Annotated in this window: 3 protein-coding genes; 1 reads left to right on the top strand and 2 read right to left on the bottom strand. The window is 70.7% G+C overall.

What is annotated here, in order from left to right; genetic code table 11:
* Positions 1-14 precede the first annotated feature (14 nt).
* Complete coding sequence (locus ACTUAL_RS28490) at positions 15-506, bottom strand: glutathione peroxidase (protein ID WP_440902399.1); 492 nt, start codon at positions 504-506, stop codon at positions 15-17.
* Between the two features lie 243 nt (positions 507-749).
* On the bottom strand, positions 750-1,169 hold the full coding sequence (locus ACTUAL_RS28485; protein ID WP_096496860.1) for a subtilase-type protease inhibitor: 420 nt from the start codon (positions 1,167-1,169) through the stop codon (positions 750-752).
* 170 nt (positions 1,170-1,339) lie between these two features.
* Here ACTUAL_RS28485 and ACTUAL_RS28480 point away from each other — a divergent pair.
* Positions 1,340-1,682 (top strand): hypothetical protein (locus ACTUAL_RS28480; RefSeq protein ID WP_440902398.1); only part of this gene is annotated, 343 nt, incomplete at its 3' end.

Genomic DNA, 1,682 nt, shown 5'->3' with positions numbered 1-1,682 from the left:
GCCCGCCTCCGGCCTCAGGCGTTCGGCAGCGCCGCCTCGACCGCGCGCACGACCGCCTCGTCCTCCGGCTCGGTCCTCGGGCGGAAGCGGGCCAGGACCTCGCCGTCGGGGGACAGCAGGAACTTCTCGAAGTTCCACTGCACGTCGCCCGCCGCGCCGTCCGCGTCCGCGCTCTCCACGAGGGCCTCGTACACCGGGTGCCGGTTCTCCCCGTTGACCTCGACCTTCTCGAACATCGGGAACGTCACGCCGTACGTCGCCGAGCAGAACGTGGCGATCTCCTCCGCCGTGCCCGGCTCCTGGCCGCCGAACTGGTTGCACGGGAAGCCCACCACGGAGAAGCCCTGCGGGGCGTACTTCGCGTGCAGCCGCTCCAGCGCCGAGTACTGCGGGGTCAGCCCGCACTTGGAGGCGACGTTGACCACCAGCAGCGCCTTGCCCCGCAGTGAGCCGAGGCTGCTCGGCTCGCCCGTCAGGGTGTTCACCGCGATGTCGTGGATGCTCATGGCGCACAGGCTACGGGGCTGGAGCGGGCCGTCCGGGTGACGCGCGCCGGTGGTGCGAACGGGCGGGGGTTTCCCTTGCGTTTCACGGATGTGAAGGACTGTTGACAAGGCAAACCCGCCCTCCCTACGGTCAGAGGCGCGGGCCCGGCCCGCCCACAGACCCCCGGCGGGGGCCACGACTTCGGCGGCGGTGTCGTGGGTCCCGCCGGGCCTTTTGTGTTGTGGGGGCGGACTTCCCGCGGATCAGTCCTTCTCGAACGAGAACACGGACTTGGTCACCGAGCCCATCACGCACGGGTTCGAGTACTCGCCGGAGAACGAGCGCGTCTGACCGCGCCACACGCCCAGCACGGACACCTTGATCGGGTTGTACTCCATCGTGCAGACCTGGTTCGAGTCGCGCATCCGGCCGACGTGGCCGTTCACCTCGGCCAGGGCCAGGCAGGCCTGCCACGCTCTCTGGTGCGTGCCGCTGGGCGGGTCGCAGCGCAGGAGCGCCTGCTCGTGCTCGCCACCGGAGTCGACCTTGGTGAGGACCAGGACGGTGGGCTGGTAGAGCGGCAGGATGCCGGGACCCGAGTCCGGGGTGGCCGCGGCCTGCGCCGGGAGGGCGAGCACGGGCGCCAGGGCGGCGGCGGCCACGAGGAGTGGAATAGGTGTCATGGGATTCACATTGCGCGGTGATGCTCCGGCACTCCAGCCCGCTCACCGCATCGTGTGACCCGGGTGGGTTGATCGGTTGAGGTTGGTGCTTCAATACTTGTCTTACCGGGGGTATTGTTTGAATAAGTCCTGGTGAGGTGGTGTTCGCGGTGAGTGTACGGTCGGGGTGGATGACGGTCGCGGACGCGGCGGCCCAGCTCGGGGTGACTCCGGAGCGGGTGCGCGAGATCGCTGCCACCGGACGCCTGGAGGTCTTGCGGTTGGGGCCGCGCAGCACGCTGGTCAGCGCGGAATCCGTGGCGCGCAGGGTGGCCGGGGCCCCTAGGGCCGGTCGGCCGCTGTCGGCTCAGGGGGCCTGGAGCGTGCTGCTGCTCGCTTCCGGGATCACCCCGCCGTGGGCCGTGCCCACCCGGTACCGGGGGTTCGCGCGACGGCCGCTCCGGGAGTGGCCGAAGCTCATGGCTCGGCGGAGCCGGGTGTGCCGGGTTCGGGTGCTCGGAGCGGTGCGGGAGA

The sequence above is a fragment of the Actinosynnema sp. genome, assembly GCF_052038725.1.
This window is presented reverse-complemented; position numbering and strand designations above follow the sequence as displayed.

Coding starts and splice junctions, on each gene's coding strand:
- ACTUAL_RS28490 (WP_440902399.1), bottom strand. CDS start 506: ATGAGCATCCACGACATCGCGGTGAACACCCTGACGGGCGAGCCGAGC.
- ACTUAL_RS28485 (WP_096496860.1), bottom strand. CDS start 1,169: ATGACACCTATTCCACTCCTCGTGGCCGCCGCCGCCCTGGCGCCCGTG.